The 19,055-nt window shown below is 33.9% G+C and carries 17 protein-coding genes; 9 read left to right on the top strand and 8 right to left on the bottom strand.

Annotated features, from left to right (window positions below; all coding sequences use genetic code 11):
• Positions 1–77: 77 nt before the first annotated feature.
• Entirely contained in the window at positions 78–1,355 is a 1,278-nt protein-coding gene (locus tag CW752_RS14265; RefSeq protein WP_101240372.1) for a replication-associated recombination protein A, read from the top strand.
• Positions 1,356–1,401: 46 nt separating this feature from the next.
• On the opposite strand, the gene CW752_RS14260 is transcribed toward CW752_RS14265, so the two are convergent.
• The 6 genes from CW752_RS14260 to CW752_RS14235 all read right to left on the bottom strand — a co-directional run bounded on the left by CW752_RS14260 (position 1,402) and on the right by CW752_RS14235 (position 7,926).
• Positions 1,402–1,833: a hypothetical protein gene (locus CW752_RS14260; RefSeq protein WP_101240371.1), complete on the bottom strand. Its 432-nt coding sequence runs from the start codon at positions 1,831–1,833 to the stop codon at positions 1,402–1,404.
• 113 nt (positions 1,834–1,946) lie between these two features.
• Positions 1,947–4,190, bottom strand: a complete 2,244-nt coding sequence (locus CW752_RS14255; protein ID WP_101240370.1) for a DUF2339 domain-containing protein — start codon at positions 4,188–4,190, stop codon at positions 1,947–1,949.
• A gap of 100 nt (positions 4,191–4,290) precedes the next feature.
• Positions 4,291–4,998 (bottom strand): hypothetical protein, encoded by a 708-nt coding sequence (locus tag CW752_RS14250; RefSeq protein ID WP_101240369.1) that lies wholly within the window; start codon positions 4,996–4,998, stop codon positions 4,291–4,293.
• A gap of 546 nt (positions 4,999–5,544) precedes the next feature.
• Entirely contained in the window at positions 5,545–6,252 is a 708-nt protein-coding gene (locus tag CW752_RS14245) for a hypothetical protein (RefSeq protein ID WP_101240368.1), read from the bottom strand.
• A 282-nt stretch (positions 6,253–6,534) separates the two neighbouring features.
• Positions 6,535–7,383 carry a prephenate dehydratase gene (pheA, locus tag CW752_RS14240; RefSeq protein WP_101240367.1) on the bottom strand — a complete coding sequence of 283 codons (849 nt, stop codon included), beginning with the start codon at positions 7,381–7,383 and terminating at the stop codon, positions 6,535–6,537.
• Between the two features lie 135 nt (positions 7,384–7,518).
• Positions 7,519–7,926, bottom strand: coding sequence for an acyl-CoA thioesterase (locus CW752_RS14235; protein WP_101240414.1), 408 nt, complete (start codon positions 7,924–7,926; stop codon positions 7,519–7,521).
• Positions 7,927–8,062: 136 nt separating this feature from the next.
• Between CW752_RS14235 and dnaA the strand changes: the two genes are divergently transcribed.
• The 3 genes from dnaA (at position 8,063) to CW752_RS14220 (ending at position 10,836) form a co-directional block, all read left to right on the top strand.
• On the top strand, positions 8,063–9,517 hold the full coding sequence (gene dnaA, locus CW752_RS14230; protein WP_101240366.1) for a chromosomal replication initiator protein DnaA: 1,455 nt from the start codon (positions 8,063–8,065) through the stop codon (positions 9,515–9,517).
• Positions 9,518–9,654: 137 nt separating this feature from the next.
• Entirely contained in the window at positions 9,655–10,113 is a 459-nt protein-coding gene (locus CW752_RS14225; protein WP_101240365.1) for a low molecular weight protein-tyrosine-phosphatase, read from the top strand.
• Positions 10,114–10,137: 24 nt separating this feature from the next.
• Positions 10,138–10,836 carry an SAM-dependent methyltransferase gene (locus CW752_RS14220; protein WP_101240364.1) on the top strand — a complete coding sequence of 233 codons (699 nt, stop codon included), beginning with the start codon at positions 10,138–10,140 and terminating at the stop codon, positions 10,834–10,836.
• 502 nt (positions 10,837–11,338) lie between these two features.
• On the opposite strand, the gene CW752_RS14215 is transcribed toward CW752_RS14220, so the two are convergent.
• On the bottom strand, positions 11,339–12,214 hold the full coding sequence (locus tag CW752_RS14215) for a DUF4349 domain-containing protein (RefSeq protein WP_101240363.1): 876 nt from the start codon (positions 12,212–12,214) through the stop codon (positions 11,339–11,341).
• A gap of 85 nt (positions 12,215–12,299) precedes the next feature.
• Positions 12,300–12,773 (bottom strand): DUF962 domain-containing protein, encoded by a 474-nt coding sequence (locus CW752_RS14210; RefSeq protein ID WP_101240362.1) that lies wholly within the window; start codon positions 12,771–12,773, stop codon positions 12,300–12,302.
• 72 nt (positions 12,774–12,845) lie between these two features.
• On the opposite strand from CW752_RS14210, the gene CW752_RS14205 reads away from it, so the two are divergent.
• The 5 genes from CW752_RS14205 to CW752_RS14185 all read left to right on the top strand — a co-directional run bounded on the left by CW752_RS14205 (position 12,846) and on the right by CW752_RS14185 (position 18,819).
• The gene (locus tag CW752_RS14205; protein ID WP_101240361.1) at positions 12,846–13,691 is read left to right on the top strand and encodes a helix-turn-helix domain-containing protein; all 846 of its coding nucleotides are present in this window, start codon (positions 12,846–12,848) and stop codon (positions 13,689–13,691) included.
• A gap of 89 nt (positions 13,692–13,780) precedes the next feature.
• A complete protein-coding gene (locus CW752_RS14200; RefSeq protein WP_101240360.1) occupies positions 13,781–15,091 on the top strand; it encodes a TolC family protein in 1,311 nt (436 codons plus the stop codon).
• Between the two features lie 25 nt (positions 15,092–15,116).
• Positions 15,117–16,235, top strand: coding sequence for an HlyD family secretion protein (locus CW752_RS14195; RefSeq protein WP_101240359.1), 1,119 nt, complete (start codon positions 15,117–15,119; stop codon positions 16,233–16,235).
• Between the two features lie 100 nt (positions 16,236–16,335).
• Positions 16,336–17,928 (top strand): MFS transporter, encoded by a 1,593-nt coding sequence (locus CW752_RS14190; RefSeq protein ID WP_101240358.1) that lies wholly within the window; start codon positions 16,336–16,338, stop codon positions 17,926–17,928.
• A 186-nt stretch (positions 17,929–18,114) separates the two neighbouring features.
• Entirely contained in the window at positions 18,115–18,819 is a 705-nt protein-coding gene (locus tag CW752_RS14185; protein ID WP_101240357.1) for a class I SAM-dependent methyltransferase, read from the top strand.
• Positions 18,820–19,055: the final 236 nt, after the last annotated feature.

The raw sequence follows: 19,055 nt of genomic DNA, 5'->3' as shown, positions 1-19,055 counted from the left end.
ATGAAAATTAGTTTAATTTTGTTATAAGTTTCAGGACGCTGAAATCTAAAGTATTTATCTTTAAAAATAAAATTATCTTGAATCAAAATATTCCATTAGCCGAAAAATTAAGACCTAAAACCCTGGACGAAGTATTGGGGCAGGAACATCTTACCGGCGAAAAAGGGACGATCCGAAAAATGATCGAGAATAATACCTTGAATTCCCTGATTTTTTGGGGGCCTCCGGGTACAGGGAAGACAACTCTCGCAGAAATTATCTCCGAACAATCGGGTAGGAAGTTTTATAAGCTTTCAGCGGTTTCTTCAGGAGTTAAAGATGTTAGGGATGTGATTGATGATGCTAAAAAACAAAATCTGTTTTCAGGAAAATCACCCATTCTATTTATCGATGAAATTCATCGTTTTAATAAGTCTCAACAAGATTCATTGTTGCATGCTGTAGAAAAGGGATGGATTGTTTTAATCGGGGCGACTACAGAAAATCCCAGTTTTGAAGTGGTTTCGGCTTTACTTTCACGAAGCCAGGTTTATGTTTTAAAAGCGTTGAGCTATGAAAAACTCGAAGAACTAATTGATATTGCTTCTGAAAGGTATAATAAAGATGAAGGAACTCATTTTAAAATTTTAGAAAAAGAAGCATTTATTCAATATTCGGGGGGAGATGCCAGAAAACTGATTAATTCTGTAGAATTAGTTCTCAACCAATATAAAAATTCAAATCTGGAAGAGATTATTAATGCTGATGTTCTGGAAGTTCTTCAGGAAACTATGGCGCTCTATGATAAAAATGGAGAGCAGCATTATGATATTATTTCCGCCTTTATTAAATCGATGCGGGGTAGTGATCCTAATGGAGCTGTCTATTGGCTGGCAAGAATGATTGCCGGGGGAGAGGATATCAAATTTATAGCAAGACGAATGCTTATCCTGGCTGCAGAAGATATTGGTCTTGCAAATCCTAATGCATTAACGATTGCCAATAATTGTTTTCAGGCTGTGAATGTGATAGGAAATCCGGAAGCTAGGATTATACTTAGTGAAACGGCTATCTATTTGGCTGTTTCCCCTAAAAGCAATTCTGCATATATGGCTATTAATGAAGCATTAGCCTTAGTAAAACAAACCGGGAATTTGCCGGTACCTCTTCACTTAAGAAATGCTCCTACAAAATTAATGAAAGATATGGATTATGGTAAGGAGTATAAATACGCTCACTCCTATGAAGATAATTTTGTGGATCAGGATTTTCTTCCGGCGGAGATTAAGGAAGTAAAACTGTATGAGCCCGGAAATAATGCTACAGAAAAGAAAATTTACGAGGAACTTAAGAAAAAGTGGAATAATAAATATTAAAATAAAAAGGATACTGTTTAGAAGTATCCTTTTTTATATTTTTTTATTATCTGGAGGCAGAAATAAATAAGGTTTTCTTACCGTTATGATCTTTAACTTCCGTTTTACCAAGAATGTCTCCGTAGATCATTGTATTGGTATCAGTAAATTCATAGCCTTCAATGAAAACCGGATTGTCTGCAGGAATATCATTTTGTCCGTTAAGATTAGCTAATGATACCCTATCTAAACCCTCATAACCTGTTTTAATTTTATACTCAGTAACTCCATTTGTAAAAACAGAGCTGTATTTTTTCAAACTTGCAGGAAGATTTGCTGTAGTGTACGCTTTAGAACTTTGTACAATATCTTTTCTTAGGTTGAACATACCTACTGTTCCAATGATATTATTGGCAACAGCAAACTTTACAGAAGAATTTTGTTGTGCAAATAACGTTGCAGATGACAGTATTAAAAAAGAGTAGAGTAATTTTTTCATAGTCAGAATGTATAGCTGTTAAAAACGTGATAAATATAGTTATTTTTTATAAAATGTGAATAAAATTTCAAAATGTTTTACATTTTATTTATAAATAAAAAGATTTGTTCAAATTATACCTCCAAATCCTCTTTGTTTTTGTCTTTCTTATCAACCATATTCTTAATAATATTCTTCAGGCGTTGAAAAGTAAAAGAGCTCAATAATAAAATTAATCCCAAAACAATAAATGCGCTGATTCTGGAAATATTATCCATTTGCCATACATCATAGCTGTAAAGTTTTAAGACCATAATACCAATGAGAGCAAATCCAATTTTATTGTATTCCTGAATATTTCTTTTTAATCCAATGTAAATAAAGAAGCTGGCAAGAATGGTCCATACAATAGGAAGATAAAGAGAGATGAAATGGTCTTCTGTTACATATGAATGAATTAAGTCCGGAGCATAGGCTAATACATAAGAGTGGTATAAGTCACAGCTTACCATAATAGTAAAAACTGAAGAAATAATCCAGTAAGATATTTTTGTTTTATGAAAATCAGATGAAGGGATTATTCCGAAGCATACATATATAAAAGGAAGCCACTGAAGCAGGTGCCAGAAATAAAATCCGATACTAAGTTCTTTCGATAGAATACTTGTAACGACTGCTGAAGTGGAAGCGGATGCATTAACTACCAATAGCAAAAGAAAAATATAGATTAGCCTTGTTTCAAGATCTTTACCAATGTTTTGTTGTTTTTTAAAAAGTAATAATATAAAGATATAGAATAAAGTAAATAATATCCCAATATTAGTAATTGCCGACCAGGGCATTTCTGAAATATGATAGGTGATCTCCAGGAGAATTGCAACGTAGATCACTCCATATCCGATAAGGGGAATAGAATCTTCGAAAAAGCTCCCTTGCTTTTGTGTTGTTGCTCCCTGATTGTTTTTTAATAAATATAAACTAATTATAATAGAAATAATAGTCACTAAACTTGTCAGGAATATAGGATTGAATACAATGCTGAGTTGCTTGGCATTGAAATATTCAGTCCAGGTGAAAATTTGAGCTATAACTACCAACGGGAAAAGAAGGTAGAAACAGGTTTTGAAAATTTTGTGGCCTGTTTTTTTCCAGATGAAAAGAAGTAAAGTGGCTTCTACTGCCCAAATGCTGGTAATAAGATGAGCTTTACACTGAATGGCTATGGCTATGGTGATTAAGCTAACTGTTATCCCGGCAAAGACGGAAAAAGAAGTTCCGAAATCTTTTCTTCCATATTCTCTCAATAAAAACAACATATTAACAAGAGCGAAAGTAATAGGGAAAACAATAACGGGTTCATATTTTATTTCATGGAAAGTATACACAAGTCCTGTAACACTTGAGAAATTGATGAACGCCAGCATTAATATATCCGGAGTGTAAACTGTATTTTTTCTGATATAATTCTGTAAAGCAAAAATGTAGAAAATAATATAACTGATGATGTAAAATACAACACTTAGAAATTCAGGCTTATCAATTGTCCAAGAAAATAAATAAAATAAATAAAGAGTAGTTAAAATATAAGCTGTCCATCCCACACTTTTCCATTGTTTAAGAAATGTTATTGCCAGCATTCCTATATTTAAAAGAGTAAGGTAGATGAATAAAAAAGGATAATTGCTTTGTCCTGTACTGATCATCAAAGGAGCAGAGAAACCTCCCAATAATGAAAAGATCATTAATATTTCACTCTTATAATAATAGGAGAGAAGGATAGATCCTAAAGTGATTAAAATTGTAATAATAAAAGCTGTATTCTGAGAAAAGAGATGGTACTCCCGAAAAGCTATGGTTGCTGTAAAGTATAGGACGGCAACACCGCCACCTGTTATAATTGAAGAAAATGTTGCATAGTTTTTTCTAAGAAAATGTCCTATGAGAATAATAGTAGCTCCTGTACAAAATCCTATACCTGCCCTTGCTGTTTCACCAATCCAGTTTTTATCAATGGCATATTTTACAAAGTAACCTATTCCGAGAACTAATGTGAAAATACCAATGATGGTGAGAATATTTTGTTTTAAAAATTCAAATACAGGACTGAGCCAGTCTTTTTGTTCGGGTATTGGAAGTTCTTCATTGTTTCTTTTTTGTTGGAGATTTCTCTCCTGATTTTCATTGGAGGGAACTTGTTCAGAAATTGTAATTTTTTGTGATGAACTTTCTTGTTGTTTTACTGTAGTTTCTGTTGTATTAGGGCTGATTTTAGCATTAAGATCCGAAACTTCTTTTTCAAGTTTTTTAATTTTATTGTTTAAATTATTGAAAATGAGTGCGATGACAACGAGTAATATGATAATAAGAAGTTCATTCATTTTTTAGTTTTTATCAAATATAAGAAATACCATTAAAAAATTAATCCACCACAATACATGTGATGGATTAATGATATAGATAACTAACAATATGTTTTTACTATTCTGATATTTTGTAGATGTAGAATGATGCAACACTGGATCCTAATAATCCTACATCTAAAGCTGTCGATCCTACAAGTCCAAATGAAACTTTATCCCCTGCCTGGAACGAATAAATCGAGTTAAGCGAACTTTCAGAAATTGTTAAGCTTAAAAGGATAAGGTTAGCTCCACTGAATGCACGGCTATCAATGGTAGTTGCTACACCTCCTCTTGTTCTTACGATTCCTACTCCGGGTGAGTTGGCTAATATTGAAGCTTGCAGACCTGTTCCGTAACGGAAGGTAAATCCTATTGCATACACTCCGTCAGAAGGGATGGTATAAGTGTTGTCTGTATCTGAAAATAAACTGCCGGAGCCTATTGTTCTTTCTGCTGCTAAGAAATTAACAGCTCTAAATCCTGAAGGGAAAAGTCCAAGGCTTAAGAGGCTTATTCCAGCTGTTTTTTTAGCTGCGTAGAGGGTCGTATTAGTATTGGCTCCTTTAAATATAATTTGAGGATCAACTGTGAATACCTGATCGCTTCCCATATTAAGGGCAAGAATTTGATAACCCGGTAAAGCTGCGGCAGCTGGGGTGTCACGTACTTTTAGTGTTCCATTAACATCCAAAGTAGCTGAGGGATTTGGAGTGTTAATTCCAACTTGAGAAAACAAAGGTAAAGCTGCACATGCTAAAATAAAGCCGTAGATTTTAGTTTTCATGATCAAAGTTTTTAATTAGTTTCAGATTATAAAGATAGCAAAAATTATGCTTTCTATTATAAATTTTTTATTTTTAATATTAATATTGTGTAATATTTTTAAACATATGTTTATATTTTGCGTTTAATTATCGCATAATATTATTACTGTTTAATAATGTTTAAAATCTTAATATGGCAAATGTAATAAAAAATAATAGTAAATCTCTTTTTATTGAAATATTTTTAATAAAAAAATATTTCAATGTCTTTGTTAGCTTATGTAGTATAATAATTATTCAATATTAAATATTGTTTTATTATTTGTAAGAATAATGTATAAAATGCCCATGTGTAAAGCAAAAAAACACTGCCATGACGGCAGTGTAAGCGATAATGTATATGATGCTAATATTTAACTTTTCGAAAAGAATTTTTTGTAGTTTGCTAAAAGGTCAATTTCAGCGTTGATGGATTCGGGTTCTTTTAGTATGTTTTTGCGAATTACTTCTTCCATAAATTTTGATAAAGAAAAATTAACTAGTAGGTTAATATTCTAATGAAATTTCTAATTAGATATTTTTAAAATATAAAATGAAGATACACTGGAATCCAATACACCTAGATTGAGAAGACCGGCCCCTGTAAGACCAAAGGTAACTTTATCATTTTTTTGTAAGTTATACAATGAATTTAAGGAGGTTTCAGATATTGTTAAACTGAGTATTATGGATAAATTAACACCACTAAAATTACGATTATCTATTAACGTTGCAATATCATTTCTTGTTCTAACAATACCAATACCGGGTGTATTTGCCAGTAAAGATGCTTGTAAGCCTGTACCATAGCGAAATGTATAGCTGATGAGATATATTCCGTCTGATGGGACCTGATAAGAGCTATCCGAATCTGAGAACAATGCAGAGTCACCTGTTATTTTTTCTGCTGTTGTAAAATTAATTGGTCTAAACCCTGATGGGAAAAGTCCTAAATCTAAAAGATTGATTCCACTACTTTTTTTTGCAGAATAAATAGATGGGTTTACAGAATCCGAAAAGTTTATGTTGCTTGTACTTATTTGTGATATTTCCGAGTTGTTTTGATTAAGAAGCAAAAATTGATATCCTGATAATGTATTGGTCTGAGGAGCCTGCCTTATCATAGCATTACCATTTACATCGAGAGTTGCTTTAGGATCATTTGTTGAAATCCCAACTTGTGCATATTTAATTGTAAAAATAAGAACGCAAACTAATAGTAAAGTTTTTTTCATTGAGCTAATTTTAATTTATGCAAAAATACATAATTACTCACTTTTTTTTGAATTATCTCAGTGATTTACTATTAGCTTAAATGTGTCTGATTTTTAGAAATTTTGTAAAAAATATTTATCTTTTTTACAAAACAATTAAATAATGGTTTCATTAATATGTAAATGAAACCATTAAATGTAAAATATTAATATTTTATAAGCGAACGTTTTTTATTGACTGTTATTAGAAATAGGGAAAATGGTGGCTTTTATTTTTGTTTTTTGTTTTTTTTAGGTAATATTTTAACTTTCCAAAAGAAATTCTTTATAGTTTCCTAAAAAATCAACTTCAGCGTTGATGGATTCAAGCTCTTTTAATGCATTTCCGTGAAGTATTTCTTCCCAAGGACCCACAACATTGATGAAGAAGAAATAATTTCCCAGCCCGGTTTTAAGCGTTCTGGATTCAATTTTACTAAGATTCATCTTTCTCCATGCAAACACAGACAATACCTGATGTAGCCCTCCCGGATGATCTTCAGGCATTGTAATCAGCATGCCGGACTTTTCACTTAACGTTTCAAGACTATCGTTCTGATATCTATCCTGATGTTTTGATATAATAATAAATCGGGTATGGTTTTGTTCAAAATCCTGGATGTTGCGATTTACAATCTTTAACCCATATAAATTGGCAGCATATTGATTGGCTACTGCTGCAATTTTCATATCCTTATTCTCCGAAACAAATTTTGCAGCTGCAGCTGTGGAAGAAAAATCCTGTCTTGGAATTCCTTTATAATGAGTATCCAAAGAGTGGAAGCTTTGTGCTAAAGCTTGAGGGTGTGAATATATTCTTTCGATATTTTCTACCTGATTCTCAGGATGGATCATCAGGTGATGTGCGATGGGCATTACCGCTTCAGCTTCAATTTTAATGGAAGGGGTTTTGTATAAATAATCCAGCGTCATAGAAACAGTCCCTTCAATAGAGTTTTCTAAAGGCACTACTGCTTTTACTGCTTCTCCATTTTCCACCGCGTTAAAACAGTCCAGAATACTTGCTTGTGGTAAAAGCTCTTCCTTGGGAAAAAGTTGTGCTGTCGCAAGCTGAGTAAAACTGGCGTGAGGCCCCAAAAATGCAATCTTCATAAATAGTAATATATAAGGTGTTGTTATAATAAAGGTACAAAGGTGCGAATTAAAGTTTAAAGTTCAAGGTTTAAAGTTGTTGATCGCTAGTTATCTGGTCTCATATTTCTAGTCTCTAAAATCTGATCCTGTTGCTTATTTCCAATTCGCCTCAATAAGTTCCATTAAAAAATCCGGACATTTAATGACTTTATTTGTTTTTGCGTCCAGAAAGAAAAGAGTAGTGGAAGCTTCGGTGATTTTAGTATGCTCTTCATTGTAAATTTCATATTCAAATTCAATTCTTACTCCCGGAATTTTTTTGACGTAAGTATGGATTTCCAATTTTTGATCATACAAAGCAGGTCGGATATATTTGATTTTATACTCGGAAACAGGGAGCCAAATTCCTTGGTTTTCAATTTCATCGTATGACATTCCTATGCTTCGGAAGAGCTCAACTCTTCCAATTTCGAAGTACTCGGCATAGTTTCCGTAGTATACATATTTCATGGGATCAGTCTCTCCGTAACGTACTCGTATTGAGTGTGTTGTGTGTATCATTTTAGGTTCTAAATTATGCATACAAATATATTTTTAAATAATCAATACCTGCAATATTTTTTTTTAAAAAGAAAAAATTGGACCTTTGTCTTCCTTCAAAAAAACAGTACTAACAAACAATTAATCGGGGCTAAATATGGATGAAAATTTAATGATGATATGGCAGAGGTGTCTTCAGTTTATGCGTGATAATCTAAACGCAGCTGAGGATAATTCTGATTTAAAAAAGCTTGAAAAATCTTTCGATTTATTGTTTGATAAAGTACAACCATTCTCTTTGGTTGATAACAATTTGACCTTGATGGTTCCTAGTGATTTCTACAAGGAATATATAGAAGATAACTACTTATCACTTCTTTCAGCAGCCCTGAAAAAGAATATTGGAAAAGGAGTGAAATTATGGTACTCAGTAATGGAAAACAGACCAAGCGGACTGGAAAAACCTGTTACCATGAATATGAAAGGGAAGAGTGTTCCTACTCCAAAAGTACAGGAAACAATGCCGCAAGGTTTCTCTTCTAATATTGTAAACCCGTTTGTAGTTCCCGGAATCAAAAAAGTAAATATTGATTCCAATTTGAAGGCTGATTTCTCTTTTGATAATTACGTAGAAGGAGAGAGTAATAAATTTGCTGCTACGGTAGCCAGATCAATTGCAAAAAGGCCTGGAGCAACTGCTTTTAACCCATTGTTTTTATATGGTGGTTATGGAGTTGGAAAAACACACTTAGGGCAGGCTGTTGGTCTTGAAGTAAAGAATCAGTTTCCGGACAAAGTAGTTTTGTATTTATCTTCAGAAAAATTTATCCAGCAGTTTATTTCTGCGGCAAAAGCACATAAACAAACAGAGTTTGCCAATTTCTATCAAATGGTAGATGTATTGATTATCGATGATATTCAGTTCTTATCAGGAAAATCGGCAACTCAGGATAGCTTCTTCCATATCTTTGATCATTTACATCAAAATGGAAAACAAATCATCCTTACTTCAGATAAAGCGCCGGCAGATATTATGGATATTCAGGACAGGATTGTTTCCCGTTTTAAATGGGGACTTTCTGCGGAAATTAAATCTCCGGATTTAACAACTCGTAAAAGAATTATCGAGAATAAATTAAGCAGAGACGGAATTGTTCTTCCAGATGATATGCTTGAGTTCCTTGCTTCTGAGGCTAAAACCAATGTAAGAGAGCTGATCGGAATTATCAACTCTGTAATTGCATACTCTACGATCTATAAGACAGATCTAAGCTTGGAATTGTTGAAAGAAACCATCAACAAGATTGCTGCCAACCAGAAAAAAATCATCAATATCCCTTATATTCAGGATGTGGTATGTGATTATTTTGGAATTAAAAAAGAACAGCTTTTATCAAAAACAAGAAAAAGAGAAATTGCACTTCCAAGACAATTGGCCATGTATTTTTCAAAAGAACTTACCAATGCTACCTTCTCTAAAATTGGAGAAGAAATGGGAGGTAAAGATCACTCTACTGTAATGTATGCTTGCGACACCATCAAAGATGTATCAAAAATTGATAAAGAAGTCAAGAAGTATGTAAAAGACCTTACAGAAAGAATCAAAAGCTAAGAAATAATAGTTTAGTTGAAATAAGAAAAGTGGAGAATAGTTTTTATTCTTCATTTTTTATTTAGTTTTGTTATTAGATCACAATCTACATCGGTGAATAAAAAGGTTTTAATCTTTCAATTTTTAAATAAAAAAATATGAAAATATTGATGGTCTGCTTAGGAAATATATGCAGAAGCTCTTTGGCAGAAGGAATTATGAAGGCGAAGGTTCCAACGGATTTTTTAGTGGATTCTGCGGGTACAATTTCTTTACATGAAGGAGAGCATCCCGATAAAAGAGCCATTAAGGCTGCTGCAAATCATGGTATTGATATTTCCCAACAAAGATCTAGGCCCATCACCACAAAAGACTTCGAAATTTTCGATAAGATTTATTGTATGGATATTGATGTGTTTGAAGATGTGGTTTCCAAATCTAAAAATGAGAAAGAACGTCAGAAGATTTCATTATTTTTAGAAGCTATTGGGGATCATAAAAATGCTGAGGTTCCAGACCCGTATTGGGGTGATATGAAAGACTTTGAAAATGTTTTTCAATTGTTGGATAAAGGTTGTGATGCAATAATAGACCAACTGAAACGATCCAATTCATAATGTATAATCCATAATTTTTATTTTATGCTTTTTTTACTTCCTGCTTATTTATCAGAAAATACGGCTATCACTCATTTTTCTCCTGTTATAAAAGATTATATCATGCAAACTGATTATTTCTTTGTAGAAAATGAAAAAACAGCAAGAAAGGTGATCAAATTTTTTGCTCCTGAAAAAAAACAGGCAGATTTGAAGCTGTTTTTGTTGGATAAATATACAGAGAATGCAGATATTAAGGAGGCTCAACAATTGATGTTGAAAGGACAGGATTTTGGGTTACTTTCAGAAGCTGGGCTACCTTGTATTGCTGATCCTGGGAATTTGATCGTAAAATGGTGTCATGAAAAAGACATTAGGGTTATTCCTATTTCAGGGCCATCTTCCATTATTTTAGCATTAATTTCCAGTGGATTTAATGGACAGGAATTTACTTTTCATGGGTATCTACCGATAGATAAGGGCGAAAAGAAAAAACAAATTCTGCATTTGGAAAACCTTGTTCAGAAAACAGGATATTCACAAATTTTTATGGAAACTCCTTACAGAAATAACCAGCTTTTTGAGGACCTGACGAAGTTTCTGCCTCCCAATACTAAACTTTGTATTGCTGCTAATATCAATGATGCAGAGCATGAATTTATTAAAACAAAAACCATTAAAGACTGGCAAAAACAAAAGCCTGAACTTCATAAAATTCCTGCAGTTTTTGTACTTGGAAAATAATATTTAACCTGAGTTCGGGTTAAGGAAATTAAGATTTAGATTATTGGAAGCTGGAAGAGGGAGGCTGGAAGTTATTTTCAGTCCCATTATCTATAGATGGTTACCATAAATTTAATATCATCATTGTTTAAAAAAGATGAAAATATGGGAAAAACTGTTCTTTATAACCTGAATAACTTACTTCTTCCAGCTCCCAGCTTCCAGCCTGATTAAAATAGAAAATTCTTATCCCGAATTCAGGTTATTTAAATAATTTTTGAGCGCAGGACAATCTTAAAATTTTTTATGGTGAATGAGGTTGTTTTTTACTCCTCTTACTATTTAACAGCTTTTAACGCTAGCTTTGCACCATTCTTGTTTGAATAGGTTTACAATAACAAGTTTAGAAGGTCGTTGAAGATCTTTTCAGATATTGAATTGTTGATAATGCAATAAGAATCCGGGCATCGTAGATGCCCGGATTTTTTATTTAAAAATGAGTTGAAGTTTAAGATATAGGTATTTATTTCTTTTTTCTTGACTTCCATTTTCTCCAAAGAAAGATAAGGAATGGAAAAATTAAAAAGAATGGCCACAGAGAAATAAGACCAAGGAAAAAACTTACAAAGCTGTTCCAGCCTTCTGTAAAAGAATCTATAAAGCGGCTTCCAAAACCAATTTTTGAAGTTGTTGAACTTCTGATTTTTTCTTTGTATAAACTGAGGTTTAAGGTACTGTAATTGACCCTGTCGTTGATGAAACGGAGCCTGCCTTCCGCTACATCAATTTCGTCTTCCAATCCTCGGATTTTCTCCTGTATTTCTAGCATATCCTTTGTCGTGGAGGCATTTTTGAGCATGTCTCGATATTTTTCAAGGTAGATTTTTTTGTTGGCTAGTTTGATGGAAATGTCGGTGTATTCTTCAGTAACATCGTTGGATGAAATATTTTTTGATAGAACAGAACCTACGCCGTCCGAAAAGGAATTGATAAGAGTATCAAAGCTTTTATAAGGGACTCTGATGACCAGATTAAGATTTTCATCCGTGTCTGTATTCCGGAAATCTTCTTTCTGGATATAAGCATTATTGTTCTTTAGAATATCAGTGATCTGATTTTGTGCTTTTTTAAGATCTCCCACCTGAATTCTCATATCACCATCTTTGATGACTTTTCTGGAGATGGTATCTGTTTTATGCTGTGAAACAGAGTTTGAATTTGACTTCTCGTCCGGGAGAAACTTTTCAGAAACTGAACTTGGCGGCGATAGATTGCTAATCTGAACTTTGTCTTCAGAAATCATATCGACCAGGTCCGCTTTAGCTTCATGTTGGGCCGGTCCCGATTGGCTGCAATTGATAAGGATAAGACAGAGTAAAGGTAAAAGAATATTCTTCATAGTTGTTTTTCTATGATACCATCAAAAAGTATGCTTAAAATCTATGAATACTTGATTATTTCAGATGACTGGTAGCTGTGTAAGGCTAGTATCTGATTCCAGTTTTTTTTAGAATAAAACCTAATAACCAAATCGGTCCTATTAACAGAAATTGAAGATCTTTGAGAAAAGAAGGCTTTTTCCCTTCAATTTTATGCCCGATAAACTGGAAGATCCACGTGATAACAAAAACAGCAAGGTAGATGATCCATGATTGTCTACCAAATTGAATATTGGTGAGATATAGAAAGTGTTCCATCAAAAGCATCATAAAGACCATAATAATACTCATTCGTAACGAAAGCCGTAAATAAAAAAAGGTGATCAATACAATGGTAATAAGACTTACCATACTGATGCATCCGAAGTAAGAAATACAGAGGTGTGGTGCCGGAATCAGGGATACAAAACCGAGAATCGTCCAGAAAATTAAAGGCACACAAATCCAGTGGATGAATTTGTTGGTTGCGTTTCTATGACTTTTACTATATTCCGCAAATAATAAATCAACCTTTCTCATATCATAAGGATTAGGTAAATGCTAAAATAATAAAATTTTGTAATCACTGGTAAGTTTGCTTACATTTGTGTTATGTCTGCCTTAGAAAAATTCGGAGTTGAAATTTTTACACAACATAATATTTTTGAGCGAATTGCCGTCGGTAAACCGTTTCGACCGGATAATCCGGCGTTTATTTTTATTAAATCCGGAACCTTAAAGCTGAGGCAGCACTTCAGTGATTTGGAAATCTCTGCCAATATGTTTATGGTAACTGACCCACAGACTATTTATGAAGTAGTGGGAGTGAGTGACGATTTTCAATCCAGAATGGTTTCTTATAAAAGAGAATTTATCTCGGCTTTATCTTTGAAGTTTAATCGGCTGATCACTTATCGTTATTTCAGACAGCAAATGAATAAAGGAGTTCCTTTTCCTGAAAATGAAATGGAAGTGGTTTGGAAAAGCGTCAATTTTCTGAAGTATATTCTTGATTCCGAAACGGAAATGTTGTACAAAAAAGAAATGGTGGAACATCTTTTCTCTGTTTTTTGCTATCAAATGGCGGGGATTATTTCTAAAGAAGATAACAATTCCATGAACCAAATGTCCAGACAGGAAGAAATCGTTTTTGTGTTTCTTACTGATCTTTCTGAATATCATCTTACGGAAAGAACGGTCGAGTTTTATGCCGAGCGACAATCGATTACAACCAGACATCTTTCATCTGTTGTGAAATCGATTACGGGAAAATCTGCCAGCCAGATTATTGCTTTAATCGTCATCAATGAAGCGAAAGTGCTTTTAAACTCTTCTAATAAACCTGTTTCTGAGATTTCATCTATCCTTGGATTCAGTGATCAGTACTCGTTTTCTCATTTTTTTAAAAAGTATCTCGAAGTAAGTCCCAGACAATACAGACGTCAGTTTGAAAATTAAAATCTTACATTTGAACATCTTTTTCCAAAAATCAAACATTTGATTGATTTTGTTGTTGGCCTAACTTTGCATCTGTAAAACAAGGTAAAATGACAAAGAAAATAAAAACAGCACTATCTATTCTGATAGCGGCTTTCCCTGCGCTGTTTTTTTCGCAACAAATCAAACAGATGACCGCAGGTGAGGTTGCCGAATTAGCAGTCCGAAATCATCAGCAGTTAAAAGTTTCAGCTCAAAATATTGATATTGCGAAACAGAACACCAATATTACCAAGCTTCAAAAGCTACCTACCATTACGGCTTCTACAAGTCAGTTTTATTTGGGAGATGCACTAGCTATTGATAAAGATTTTTCAAATTCTACGAAAATTCCTATGCCTCATTATGGAAGTTCTTATGCTGTACAGGCTACTCAACTGATCTTTAAGGGAGGATTAGTAAATAAGTCTATTGAAATGGCAGGACTTCGTGAACAGCTTTCTGAACTGGATTTGGAGAAAAACAAACAGGATGTGAAATTTTTGGTAATTTCAAACTATCTGGATGTATATAAAATCATGAATCAGGAAGAGGTGTTTCAAAATAATAAAAAACTGGCTCAGGAACGTCTTAAAAATATTCAGAAATTTTATCAGCAAGGAATGGTTACCAGAAACGAAGTGATTCGTGGTGAACTGGCGATCAAAAACCTGGATCAGGGTATCCTGACACTTACGAACAATAAAAAAATCCTTAATTATAATTTAAACATTGCTCTAGGTTTATCATCTGATACGGAAATTGTTCCGACAGAAAGTTTAGAGAATAAGGATGCAGGGATTGGGATGGATTATTATAGCAATCTTGCCCATGACAGCAATCCAATTCTGAAATCAGCAAAGAAAAATATAGATGTAGCGGATAAGAACATCGAAATTATCAAGACCGATAATATGCCTACTGTAGCAGGATTCGGTGGATATACTTTACAAAGGCCAATTACTACCAGAACTCCTGTTTTAGATATGTATTCAGGAGGATGGCAAACAGGGGTCTCTCTTAGTTACAATATAGATAACCTGTATAAGACCAAAGAGAAGGTAAAATTGGGGGAAATGCAAAAATCTCAGGCCAATGACGCCATGACTTTGGTACAGCAGAATATTGATATGGGAGTAAATGCAGCGTATACCAAATACCAGGAAGCTATCCAACAGGCAGAGATACTGAATGATTCCAAAAGACTTGCCGAAGAAAACTATAAAATTACGGAAGCCAAATATCTGAATCAATTGGCAGTACAAGCGGAGATGATTGATGCACAAAACCAGAAACTACAATCAGAACTGGATTATGCCAATGCGGAAATCAATGTTTTATATCAATATTATAACCTTTTGAAGTCTACAGGAACACTTTAATTTTTTTAAACTGAAAATCAACACAATGGAAAACAAGGAACAAACCACTCAAAATACAACACAAACTCCGGTAAGACCAAGCGGAGAAGGGAAAAAGAAGCAAAATAAAAAAAATAAAATCAGAGCGATCATTTCCAATATCATCGTTTTTCTGGTGATAGGTTTCGGATTATTTTGGTTGATCCGTGAATATTTCCACATCGGAAACAAAACATATACGGAGGCAGCTCAGGTAGAAGAATTTATCAATCCGATCAATACAAGGGTCTCTGCTTATATTAAAGATATTAAGTTTATTGAACACCAAAAGGTAAAAAAAGGAGACACATTGGTGATTCTTGATAACCGTGAAATCCTTACTCAATTGGGACAGGCTGAAGCGGCTTATCAAAATGCAATCGCTCAGAAAACAGCGACAGGTTCTTCTGTGAATACGGTTTCCAATAACATCAACGTAATGCAGTCTAATATTGCCGGAGCCAAAGCTAGATTGTGGAATGCGGAACAGAATTTAAACAGATATAAAAACCTTTTGGCTGCTGAAGCGGTTACCAGACAACAATACGATCAGGTAAAAACTGAATATGATGCTCAAAAAGCGGCTTACGAAACATTAGTCAATCAAAAACAGTCGGCAAATCTTTCCACTACAGAGGTAAAAAGCAGATTAGGAATCAATGATGCGGAAATTAAAAGAACAAAATCTGCATTGGATATGGCAAAGATTAATCTTTCGTATACCGTTATTACAGCGCCTTATGATGGGGTGATGGGAAGAAGAACAATCTCTGAGGGGCAATTGATTCAACCGGGACAACAAGTGGCTACCATTGTTTTAAATGGACAAAAATGGGTTACAGCCAATTTCCTTGAAAGTCAGATGCCAAATATTAAAATAGGAGAGAAGATCACAATGAGCGCAGATGCTTTAGGAGGGCAAAAATTTGAAGGAGTAGTAACAGCAGTGTCTGCAGCTACCGGATCAAAATATTCAAGTGTGCCAACAGATAATTCTACCGGAAACTTTATCAAAGTCCAGCAAAGAATTCCTGTAAGAATCGAATTTACAGCTTCCAATAAAAAAGAAGATCTGGATAAGTTGAGCGCAGGGATGAATATGAATGTGAATATCAATAAAGACTAAAAGATGGAAGATATCAGATTCCAGGCATAATGCAATGGAACATTAAGATTGAATATTGAAAGTCTGTCATCTGATATCTGAAATCTATTATCTAAAAAATATGTACAATAAAGGATTATATAACGACTGGGTACCAAAACCCATACAACTTCTGCTGATCGTATTACTGCTTGCGGTGGTAATGCCTCTCGGTGGGGTGTATACCGGAAATATCAGTTCTCTGGTGAGTGGTTCCGGTGCGTTGACAGAATATTTTATGTGGGCTAATTATGCCACCACAATTGGGATGGGGGCATGTATGCCAGTTGTTCTCAGAATGAAAATGCGATTCAAAGTAAGGGATAAGATGGTAACTTTGTTGATTCTTTTAGGTCTGTTGAGTTATATTAATGCAACCACCTTGGAACCGATGGTCTTTGTATTTACCTCTCTGATGATTGGTTTTATGAAAATGATGGTAACCATAGAGTTGTTCCTGCCGTTGATGGTAATGATCGGTAACCGAGGAATATTTTATGGCGGATTCTATACATTTGTTTTAGTTATGAATCAGGTTGCCGCTTATTATGCCGCTAAATTTTCCTTACTATATAATTGGCAGCAGTTTTATATACTGACATCCGTTTTATGTTTTGCATTGGCCTTGATTCACTGGATTTTTATGCATAATAAATACTTTGCCTTGAAGGTTCCTTTGCATTATATAGATTGGTTAAGCATTTTGTTGTTTATCTCTACCTTTATGTTTTCTGCTTATGTTTATGCTTTCGGAAGACAACAGGATTGGTTGAACTCAAAAAATATTATTAATGCCAGTATTGCAGCGTTTGTGAGTTTTGCGTTGCTGAGTATTCGCCAGCTTACTTTAAAACGACCTTATTTATCATTTAAAATCTTTACAAAGAATAATGTACAACATGGCTTGTTTATGTTATTCTGGCTGGGAATGTTTTTAGGAACAGCTTCTATTCAGAATACTTTTGCTGTAGGTGTTTTGGGATATGATCAATTGACAAATGCAGGGCTTAGTATGTTAATGATTCCCGGAATTATTCTTGCCGGAATTATTGCCATATACTGGTTTAAAAAAGAAAAACCATTGAAAATGTATATTTTTTCAGGGTTTGCAAGTATGATGGGCTATGCAATTATCATGTATTTTTCCATGGTGTTGGAGTTCAATTATGACAACTGGTATTTGCCTATGATCTTAAAAGGGTATGGGACGTGTTCATTGTTTATTTCCGTGTGGTTTTATACGTTGGATAAACTTGAAATGGATGAGATGCTTGCTGCTATTGGTCTTATTTTGGTGTGGAGAACCTTTCTGGCTGTGGGGATTTTTTCAACTTTGTATGCCTGGTTTCAATATAGATTTCAGATTGTAGCTGTTGGCGATCTCGCTGTTTATATGGATGGGATGACGGTCACCCCTCAGAATGTGGCAGGAAATATGAAATTAATACAATTAAATGCTATTATTATCGCTACTAAAAAGATTTTCGGATATATTATTTTGGTTGGGTTCGGAGTATTGTTGTATGTAATTACCCATCATTTTGGAGCAAAACGTTTCCAATATTTCAGATTTGTGAGAGTTCTTGGAGGGAAATCTGTGATTGCAAGAAGAAGACTTCGCGAACGAAAAAAATTATTAGAAGATATCAAAGACGCGGCAGGACCTGCTGTATAAAAATAAACCTTGTTTTTCATTTGTAAAATCCCGGACCTTTATTGGCTGCTGGGATTTTACGTTTTTATAGGAATGCTGCGGTAAAACTAAACCAATTTTGATTTTTAACCTCCATCATTAAACTTTGAACATTAAACATTGAACATTAAACCCTGAAGCAGTATCTTTGCACTTTTGATAACAACTATGAAAGATTTAATGGGCAGAGCGATCTGGGATTATTATCACAATGAAAATCCTGAAGATTTGCAAACTGAAACATCAATTTCTGAACTGGATGAACTTCCGGTGGATTATTTATTCAGAGATTTTGAAGAAATGAATGCTATTGAACAGAAAGCTCTGGAATTATCCAAAGGAAAAGTTTTGGACATAGGGGCTGGTGCTGGTTCACATGCTTTGTATCTTCAAAATGAAGTTAATCTTGAGGTGACGGCACTGGATATTTCTCCGAAATCTATTGAAATTTGCCAATTAAGAGGGATTAAAAAAGCTGTCTGTAAAAATATTCTTGATTTTTCAGGCGAGACTTTCGATACTATTTTATTGCTGATGAATGGAACCGGGATCTTTGAAGGTTTATATAAAATTGATACTTACCTTCAAAAATTAGGAACGTTACTGAATGAAGATGGTCAGATTCTGATTGACAGTACAGATATTCTTTATATGTTTGATCGGGATAAAGATGGAGGAGTATATATACCTGCCGGAGGATATTATGGTGAACTAGATTATGTTGTTCATTACAAAGGAGAATCTGAAGAACCAATTACATGGTTATACCTTGATTTTAATACCTTGAAAAATGCAGCTGAGAATAATGGGTTTACAATAGAAAAAATTTTGCAGAGCGAAGATTCTTATTTAGCAAAATTAACCAAAAACTAACCTTATACATGTCATTGCGAGCTGAAAGCGAAGCAATCTCATCAATTACCCATATGTTGTCATTCTGTAAGTCGGGATGACAATTTTTGTTTTGTATTTCTTTCTCGCTCAGATAGAACTATGCCGCCAATAATTCTAAATTTTACGAAACAGAATACAGTAACTCAAAGATGATACAAAATAATTGTAGCATGATGTCAATCATTATTTTTGCATTTTTACATTAGATTTGCACT

Source organism: Chryseobacterium sp. PMSZPI, from assembly GCF_002835665.1.
Taxonomy (GTDB): domain Bacteria; phylum Bacteroidota; class Bacteroidia; order Flavobacteriales; family Weeksellaceae; genus Chryseobacterium.
The sequence above is the reverse complement of the archived record's forward strand: the minus strand, read 5'-3'. Positions and strand labels throughout refer to the sequence as shown.

Excerpts from the sequence above, each read along its gene's own strand:
- CW752_RS14205 (WP_101240361.1), top strand. The coding sequence starts at position 12,846 with ATGTCTGCCTTAGAAAAATTCGGAGTTGAAATTTTTACACAACATAAT.
- CW752_RS14220 (WP_101240364.1), top strand. The coding sequence starts at position 10,138 with ATGCTTTTTTTACTTCCTGCTTATTTATCAGAAAATACGGCTATCACT.
- CW752_RS14250 (WP_101240369.1), bottom strand. The coding sequence starts at position 4,998 with ATGAAAACTAAAATCTACGGCTTTATTTTAGCATGTGCAGCTTTACCT.
- CW752_RS14245 (WP_101240368.1), bottom strand. The coding sequence starts at position 6,252 with ATGAAAAAAACTTTACTATTAGTTTGCGTTCTTATTTTTACAATTAAA.
- CW752_RS14225 (WP_101240365.1), top strand. The coding sequence starts at position 9,655 with ATGAAAATATTGATGGTCTGCTTAGGAAATATATGCAGAAGCTCTTTG.
- CW752_RS14255 (WP_101240370.1), bottom strand. The coding sequence starts at position 4,190 with ATGAATGAACTTCTTATTATCATATTACTCGTTGTCATCGCACTCATT.
- CW752_RS14210 (WP_101240362.1), bottom strand. The coding sequence starts at position 12,773 with ATGAGAAAGGTTGATTTATTATTTGCGGAATATAGTAAAAGTCATAGA.
- CW752_RS14200 (WP_101240360.1), top strand. The coding sequence starts at position 13,781 with ATGACAAAGAAAATAAAAACAGCACTATCTATTCTGATAGCGGCTTTC.
- CW752_RS14190 (WP_101240358.1), top strand. The coding sequence starts at position 16,336 with ATGTACAATAAAGGATTATATAACGACTGGGTACCAAAACCCATACAA.
- CW752_RS14195 (WP_101240359.1), top strand. The coding sequence starts at position 15,117 with ATGGAAAACAAGGAACAAACCACTCAAAATACAACACAAACTCCGGTA.
- pheA (WP_101240367.1), bottom strand. The coding sequence starts at position 7,383 with ATGAAGATTGCATTTTTGGGGCCTCACGCCAGTTTTACTCAGCTTGCG.
- CW752_RS14185 (WP_101240357.1), top strand. The coding sequence starts at position 18,115 with ATGAAAGATTTAATGGGCAGAGCGATCTGGGATTATTATCACAATGAA.
- CW752_RS14235 (WP_101240414.1), bottom strand. The coding sequence starts at position 7,926 with ATGATACACACAACACACTCAATACGAGTACGTTACGGAGAGACTGAT.
- dnaA (WP_101240366.1), top strand. The coding sequence starts at position 8,063 with ATGGATGAAAATTTAATGATGATATGGCAGAGGTGTCTTCAGTTTATG.
- CW752_RS14260 (WP_101240371.1), bottom strand. The coding sequence starts at position 1,833 with ATGAAAAAATTACTCTACTCTTTTTTAATACTGTCATCTGCAACGTTA.
- CW752_RS14215 (WP_101240363.1), bottom strand. The coding sequence starts at position 12,214 with ATGAAGAATATTCTTTTACCTTTACTCTGTCTTATCCTTATCAATTGC.